This is a genomic window from Sphingomonas sp. P4_D12 (assembly GCF_056401895.1).
Window position 1 is genome coordinate 366,374 of sequence record NZ_JBFUIL010000004.1, and the last position, 7,819, is coordinate 374,192.

Genomic DNA, 7,819 nt, shown 5'->3' on the forward strand with positions numbered 1-7,819 from the left:
AGCCCTTCCGACGCCGGTCGCTGTGGCCGGCATTTGCTGAAAGGCTTCGCATGATTCGTACCATCCTTGGCTATACCCTGCTCGGCGCCGCGGCGCTGACCGCCGCCACGTCCGCCCATGCGCAGGAAGACGACAATAAGGGCTTTTACGGCGTTGCGCGCGTGGGTGCCTCGATCAGCCCGCAAAGCAAGCTCGATCCCGACAGCGCTCCCGCCGGGTCGACCTTCGACGAGAAGACCAAATACAAGACCGGTGTCACCGGCGAACTCGGCGGCGGCTATGATTTCGGCATGTTCCGGATCGAGCAGACGGCGGGTTATACCAGCAACAGCCTCAACGTGCAGGATGCCCAACGGGGCGGATTTGCCGCGTCGGGCCGCACCCGCACCTTTACGGTCGGCGTCTCGGGCTATGTCGACATCCCCATGGGTCGGATGATCACGCCTTATCTGGGTGCCGGGATCGGCGCGGCGCGCGTCGACGCCAATTTATCGCATGTGGATAACGCGACCGGCACCGGCAGCAGCTATTCGGGCAAGGATTGGGGCCTGCAATGGCATGCCGACGCCGGCATCGGCGTGCGCGTCGCCCGCAAGACGACAGTCGAACTAGGCGGGCGTTACACGCAGACCAGCGGTCTCAAATTCGCCGGTCAGAGCGACGGCGCCGCCACCAGCTACCAACCGAAGCTGCGGTCGCTGTCGGCCATGCTGGGGATTCGCCAGAACTTCTGATTTCGCCTGCGGCCGTCCCTCAGACTCCCAATCCGCAAGCCGGAAGGGGCGGCCCGGCCGGCTTGCGCGACCCGACCTCCCCGGCGCGCCAGCCGGTGATCGAGACCAGCGGGGCAACAGGGCTAGCCAGAAACAAGGACCATCTCCCCATGACGAGCCTGGTGAAACGCGCTTTTGTCCGCGCCGCGGCGCTACTGCCGATCTCGGCCCTGCTGATCGGCCTGGAGGTCTGGCTTGCGGCGATCATCGACGACCATGTGTCAGCGACCATCCTGGTGATGATCCTGTCGACCCTCGTCATTTCGCTCGCCATGCCAATATTGTCGAAAGCTCGCTGATCCGCTGGCATTTTTTCAAGTCATTGCGATTCTGTTTGTAACAAAACTTCGTCATAGGCCCGGCAACGTCATCCGTCGGGGCTTGTGACGCATGAATGAAATGACGAAATTGTTACAGGGCGGCAGTATCGCCGACCTGTCGGACTTCGCGAATTCGAAGCCCGCTATTCCGGAACGGGCGACGCATAGCCGTCGTCAGTACCGGACCATCTGGATCAGCGACGTCCATTTGGGGACGAAGGGCTGTAATGCCGAGATGCTGATCGACTTCCTCGACCATGTCGACAGCGAGAAGATGTATCTGGTCGGCGACATCATCGATGGCTGGCGGCTCAAGAAGAAATTCTACTGGCCCGCCGCGCATAACGACGTGGTGTGGCGGTTGCTCAAGCGCGCCAAGCGCGGCGCCGAGGTGATCTACATCCCCGGCAACCATGACGAGGTCGTGCGCCAGTTCTGCGGGCTCGATTTCGGCGGGGTCGCGATTCGACGGAACGCGATCCATGAAACCGCCGACGGGCGTCGGTTGTTGGTGCTGCATGGCGACGAATTCGACGCGATCACGCTCTCCCACCGCTGGCTCGCGCATGTCGGCGACGCGGCGTACGAGGCGATGATGGCGCTCAACCGGCTGGTCAATCGCTGGCGGCGCTTCTGGAACCTGCCCTATTGGTCGCTGTCGAAACATGCCAAGGCTAAGGTCAAGAACGCAGTCGAGTTCATCTCGCAATATGAAGACGTCGTCGCACAGGCCGCGGCGCATCGCGGAGTAGACGGTGTCGTATGCGGTCACATCCACACTGCGGAATATCGTGAAATCCACGGCGTTCAGTATTATAACGACGGCGATTGGGTCGAAGGCTGCACCGCATTGGTCGAGCATTTCGATGGTCGGATGGAGGTGTTGCACTGGGCCGACGAGATCGAAGGAAGACAGGGGACAACCCCCTGCTTGACGCTAGCGGCGGCCTGACGAACGTGCGGATCGCGATCGTCACCGATGCCTGGAGCCCGCAGGTCAACGGTGTCGTGCGCACCTTGCAGTCGGTGCGCGACGAACTGGTGCGCCAGGGCCATGACGTGCTGATCGTATCGCCAGATCTATTCTATTCGATGCCGTGCCCGACCTATCCGGAAATCCGGCTGGCCTTCGCGTCGACCGGCTCGGTCGGCCGCATGCTGGAGGAGTTCAGCCCGCAGGCGATCCATCTCGCGACCGAGGGGCCGGTCTGCCTCGCCGCGCGGCGCTGGTGCCTGGCACGCGATTTCCCCTTCACCACCGCCTATCACACGCAATTTCCCGATTATGTCGCGGCGCGTACCGGCGTGAATCCCGAATGGGTGTGGCGCTATATCCGCTGGTTCCATTCGCCCGCGCAGTCGATCCTCGCCTCGACGGCGTCGATCGCCGACACGCTCAAGGCGCATGGCCTGACCCAGATCCGCCATTGGGGGCGCGGCGTCGACCTGTCGACCTTCGGCGATCCGGTGCCCGATCCCGCGATCCGTGCGCTGGCGGAAGATGGCAAGGGGCCGATCCAGCTCTATGTCGGCCGCGTCGCGATCGAGAAGAATATCGAGGCGTTCCTGACCGCGACGCATCCGGGGACGAAAGTGATTGTCGGCGACGGTCCGGCGCTCGCCTCGCTCAAGGCCAAATATCCCGACGCGCATTTCCTCGGACCCAAATTCGGCACCGATCTCGCCGCCGCTTATGCCGCCGCCGACGTCTTCGTCTTCCCCAGCAAGACCGACACGTTCGGGCTGGTGATGATCGAAGCGCTTGCCTGCGGCACGCCGGTGGCCGCTTATCCGGTGACGGGCCCGATCGACGTTCTGACCCCCGAGACCGGCGCGATGAACGACGATCTCGACCAGGCGATCGCCGAGGCGCTGACTCGCGACCGCGCGGCGTGCCGTGCCTATGGCCAGGGTTTCACCTGGGCCAAGAGCGCGTATCAGTTCCTCCATGCGCTGGTCCCGGTCGGCGGGGACGAGGCGCTGGCGGCGTAACGCTTGCCCCGCGCGGCCAATCGGATTAAGTCCGCTTCAACAACAGGCCGCTCCGCGAGGGGCGGCCCTATTTATTTCTGACGGAGAATTTCGTGGCTCAGCCGCTCATGCCCCATGCGACCGCTTCCTGGCTGGTCGACAATACCTCGCTCAGCTTCGAGCAGATCGCCGAATTCTGTGGTCTGCACATCCTGGAAATCCAGGCGATCGCCGACGACACCGCCGCGACCAAGCTGACCGGTCGTGACCCGGTGCGCGCGCATGAGCTGACCCAGGACGAGATCGACAAGGGCCAGAAGGACCCGAACTACGTCCTCAAGATGTCGAAGGGTCCCGACCAGATCCGCCGCACCAAGGGCCCGCGCTACACGCCGGTGTCGAAGCGCCAGGACAAGCCCGACGGCATCGCCTGGATCATCCGCAATCACCCGGAAATCTCCGACGGCCAGATTTCCAATTTGATCGGCACGACGCGCACGACGATCGCGGCGATCCGCGACCGCACGCATTGGAACATCGCCAATATCACCCCCAAGGATCCGGTGACGCTCGGCCTCACCACGCAGCGCGAACTCGACGCCGCGGTGACCAAGGCGGCCAAGGCGCACGGCATCGAAGCGCCGGTCGACACGAGGCTCGAGGGTGATCGTGAAGCACTGATCGAACAGCTCCGCGCCGAGCGCGACCAGGCCGTGCGCGATGCCGAAGCTGCTGCGACCGAGGGTGAGGGCGAGGCGGCTCCGGTGGTGCATACGGCGGAGACGCTGTTCAAGCATTGATGCAGGCATTCGCGAGCTTGTTCGGCCGGCTTTAAGTTGGTCGGCAATAATTCCGGATACGCGTGGTAGAAACGCCGGGGCCGTGCACAAAATAGCGCGTTTTCGGCCCTATTTTTCGCGTCTTGCGGGAAGCTGATTCGCTATTCATAATCTTTCGGGCCGGTCGGGAAAGCCGGTTGCTGGGGGGGAATAATAGCGTGCCATCCGTATATTCGATGCCGGGTCTGGCGGTCACGCAGCCGTTTATACTCACAGGGTCTGCACCTGATTCCCGTATAGGGTCTTTTGTGTCGTCAGCGGGCGATGTGAATGGCGATGGGATCGACGATTTCATCGTCGGCGGGGGCGGTTCGGGGCAGCAAGGCGGAGCGTACGTCATTTATGGCCAGGTCGGTGGCATCGGATCAATTAATTTCAGTGCTCTAGCACCTTCACAAGGTTTCCAGATCCTCGGCGAATATGCGGCAAATGCCGGACCTTATATGGTGGGCACGTCCGCAGGCGATATTAACGGCGATGGCTACGATGATATCGTCATTGGCGCGCCATATTATGGGCCGTTCATTCCCTTCACGGGGCGTGCATATGTTGTTTACGGCCATGCGACGTCGGGGGCGGTCGATCTCGGCAACATGACCGCGACGCAAGGTATGATCCTGCAATCCCCCTCGTACAACGATTGGCATTTCGGCGAAGCCGTCGCCGCTGCTGGCGACGTCAACGGTGATGGCTACGATGATGTACTTATCGGGGCGCCTGCTGCGGGGCAGGGCGGTCAGAACGCGGGAAGCGCCTTTCTTCTGTTCGGATCGGCCACCGGGATCACTGCCGCGAATTTGAACACGATGACCCCAAGTCAGGGGATCACGTTTTCTGGCACGCTGGGCTCTTTTACAGGACTTGATGTCGCCGGTTTAGGTGACATCAACGGCGATGGGATCGACGATTTTGCGATAAGTGCTCCCCAAAACAGCAGCGGCAGCGGGGGCAGCGTCTACGTTTACTTCGGCAAGACCAGCGGGTTGACGTCGCACACGGTGATTGCACCAGCCCCTGCCGATGGATTCGTGATCAACGGAGTTGGAGGGACGGGATTCAAGGTCGCGGCGGCCGGTGACGTCAATGGTGACGGTTATACCGACCTGATCTTCAGCCAGTCTTCCTCGACGCCGGCGGACTATGTCATCTTTGGCCATGCCGGAGGCTACGGAACGGTCGACCTCGCCAATCTCTCGCCGAGTCAGGGAGTAAAGATCACCTGGCCAAGCGGCGCAGATTCCAACAACTTCGTCGCGGGCGCTGGAGATGTGAACGGCGACGGATTCGACGACCTGATCGTGAGCGACAGTCTCAGCCAATATGAAGTGCAGGGTGTGATGTACGTCATACCGGGCTCGGCCTCTTTCGGGCCAGTCGACCTTGGCACATACACCGGCGTGGCACTCACCGTGCCGGATCCCACCGACCAGACGGCGAAGAATACCTTCTGGCAGGTATTCGACGGCGCAGGCGACATCAATGGCGACGGCCTAGCCGATCTCGTGGTGGGCAGCGGCGGCGGCCCGAATTTCGAGGGCAAGACCTACATCTATTACGGCGTCGAGGCGACCTCGCCCATCACGCGTATCGGTACCGTCGCCAGCCAGTCGCTGGTCGGCGGTGCCGGCATTGACCAGCTCTTCGGCATGGGCGGCAACGACAAGTTGTTCGGCCATGCCGGCGCCGACCAGCTCGACGGTGGGGACGGCAACGATCGGCTCGATGGCGGAACGGGCGCCGATCATATGGCCGGGGGCACCGGTGACGACACCTATGTCGTTGACGATCCCGGCGACCAGGTGGTCGAGAACCCCAACGAAGGCAACGACACGGTCGAATCCTCGATCACCTATACGCTTCCGGATAATGTCGAGAATCTGACACTGACCGGAACGGCCGCGATCAACGGCACCGGTAATGCGCTCGACAACGTGATCCACGGCAATTCGGCAGATAACACGCTCGATGGCGGCGCCGGAAACGACACGATCGATGGCGGCGCCGGGAACGATACGATCATTGGCGGCGCGGGCCTCGACATCATCCATGGCGGTGCCGGCTACGATTACATTCGCATCGGCGATGGCGATTTCGTCGCGGGCGAGGTTTATGATGCCGGGCCCGATGGCGGGCAATTGCAGATCACCGCATCGACGCAGGTTGATCTCTCCACCGCTACCGTCACGTCGTTCAGCGACCTCACGGGGGGCAGCGTGAAGCTGGCCGGTGCGCAATTCGTGCAATTCGGTTCGATCACAGGATCGACGATTACGCTCGCCAACGGTGGAACGATCACCGGGAGCGTGTTCATCACGCCGTTGTACAATACCGTGATCAACCTTGCGCCGGTCGATACTGTGTTCAACGCCGTCCGTTCCCTAGGGGCGCAGGGCGACGGCGCGCTTACGATCAACGGCAATATCGGCAACGACACCATCTATGGTACCGACCTCAATGACAGCTTGAACGGAGGCGGCGGCAACGACACGATCTATGGCGGCGGCGGCGCCGACTATCTGACCGGCGGGAACGGCAATGACGTGCTCGACGGCGGTGGCAGTTTCGATGACATGGCCGGCGGGCTTGGTGACGATACCTATTATGTCGACACGTCCAACGACACCGTCCGCGAAAACGCCAATGAAGGCTATGACACCGAGATAGGGTCGGTGAGCTTCGTGCTGGCGGACAATGTCGAGCACGGCATCTTGGTGGGTTCAGGAAGCCTCTTCGGCAATAGCGGCGACAATTGGCTGACCGGCGCTCCCGGGACCGCGCTGTATGGACTTGGCGGTAACGATCGCCTGGAGGGCAGCGCGGCCGCCGATACGCTGATCGGCGGCACCGGCGACGACACCTATGTCCTGAACGGCGCTGACACGATCGTCGAGAATGCCGGCGAAGGCAATGACACGATCGAAAGCGCCACCACCACATCGCTGGCGACCTTTGCCAATATCGAGAACCTGACCTTGACCGGCAATGCTGCGATCAACGGCACGGGCGATGCCAATGCCAATGTGATCCGCGGCAATTCCGCGGCGAATACGCTCGACGGCGGCGGCGGGGCTGACAAATTGTACGGCGGTGCGGGCGACGACATTTACATCGTCAACAATGCAGGTGTGCAGGTCTTCGAGAACGTCAACGAGGGCACCGACACGGTGCGCTCGTCGGTCAGCTATACGCTGGGCGCCAATGTCGAGAACCTGGTGCTGACCGGCACCGGCAACATCAACGGCTATGGCAATAGCGGCCAGAATATGATCACCGGCAATGCCGGGAGCAACACGCTCGATGGCGGTGGCGGTGGCGACACCTTGCAGGGCGGTGCTGGCAACGACGTCTATTACGTCCGCAACGCAGGCGATGTGATCGTCGAGGGTGCGGGTGAAGGCACGGCCGATACCGTGCTGGCGAGCGTGAGCTACACGCTCGGCGCGGCAGCGCAGGTCGAGCGGCTGGCGGCATCGGATGCCAATGCGACGACCGCGCTCAACCTGACCGGCAATGCATATTCGCATTTGATCCAGGGCAACGCCGGCGTGAACGTCCTGACCGGCGGCACCGGCAATGACAGCCTGTTCGGCTATGCCGGCGACGACCGGCTCGATGGCGGCCAGGGCGTCGACCAGATGACCGGTGGCGTGGGCAACGACACCTATGTCGTCGACAATGCCGGCGACCAGGTGATCGAGAACGCCAATGAGGGCACCGACACGGTCGAGTCCTCGATCAGCTATACTTTGGGCGCCAATGTCGAGAACCTGACCCTGACCGGCGGTCTGGCGATCGACGGCACCGGCAATGCCGGCGCCAATGTCATTCACGGCAATAGCGCTGCGAACACGCTCAACGGTGCTGGCGGGGCCGACACGCTCTATGGCGGTGGCGGCGACGACACCTACATCGTCGA

General features: G+C 62.3%; 6 protein-coding genes. All 6 read left to right on the forward strand.

Annotation, left to right across the window (positions count from 1 at the left end; genetic code table 11):
• Positions 1-50 precede the first annotated feature (50 nt).
• A complete protein-coding gene (locus AC1DSD_RS10025; protein ID WP_478029884.1) occupies positions 51-734 on the forward strand; it encodes an outer membrane protein in 684 nt (227 codons plus the stop codon).
• Between the two features lie 149 nt (positions 735-883).
• Positions 884-1,072: a hypothetical protein gene (locus AC1DSD_RS10030; protein WP_478029885.1), complete on the forward strand. Its 189-nt coding sequence runs from the start codon at positions 884-886 to the stop codon at positions 1,070-1,072.
• Positions 1,073-1,163: 91 nt separating this feature from the next.
• Entirely contained in the window at positions 1,164-2,045 is an 882-nt protein-coding gene (locus AC1DSD_RS10035) for a UDP-2,3-diacylglucosamine diphosphatase (protein ID WP_478029886.1), read from the forward strand.
• Positions 2,046-2,050: 5 nt separating this feature from the next.
• On the forward strand, positions 2,051-3,085 hold the full coding sequence (locus tag AC1DSD_RS10040) for a glycosyltransferase family 4 protein (protein WP_478029887.1): 1,035 nt from the start codon (positions 2,051-2,053) through the stop codon (positions 3,083-3,085).
• A 92-nt stretch (positions 3,086-3,177) separates the two neighbouring features.
• On the forward strand, positions 3,178-3,864 hold the full coding sequence (locus AC1DSD_RS10045) for a DUF1013 domain-containing protein (protein WP_478029888.1): 687 nt from the start codon (positions 3,178-3,180) through the stop codon (positions 3,862-3,864).
• Positions 3,865-4,151: 287 nt separating this feature from the next.
• The coding region (locus tag AC1DSD_RS10050) for a beta strand repeat-containing protein (protein ID WP_478029889.1) at positions 4,152-7,819 on the forward strand (3,668 nt) is incomplete at its 3' end.

Excerpts from the sequence above, each read along its gene's own strand:
- AC1DSD_RS10035 (WP_478029886.1), top strand. The coding sequence starts at position 1,164 with ATGAATGAAATGACGAAATTGTTACAGGGCGGCAGTATCGCCGACCTG.
- AC1DSD_RS10025 (WP_478029884.1), top strand. The coding sequence starts at position 51 with ATGATTCGTACCATCCTTGGCTATACCCTGCTCGGCGCCGCGGCGCTG.
- AC1DSD_RS10030 (WP_478029885.1), top strand. The coding sequence starts at position 884 with ATGACGAGCCTGGTGAAACGCGCTTTTGTCCGCGCCGCGGCGCTACTG.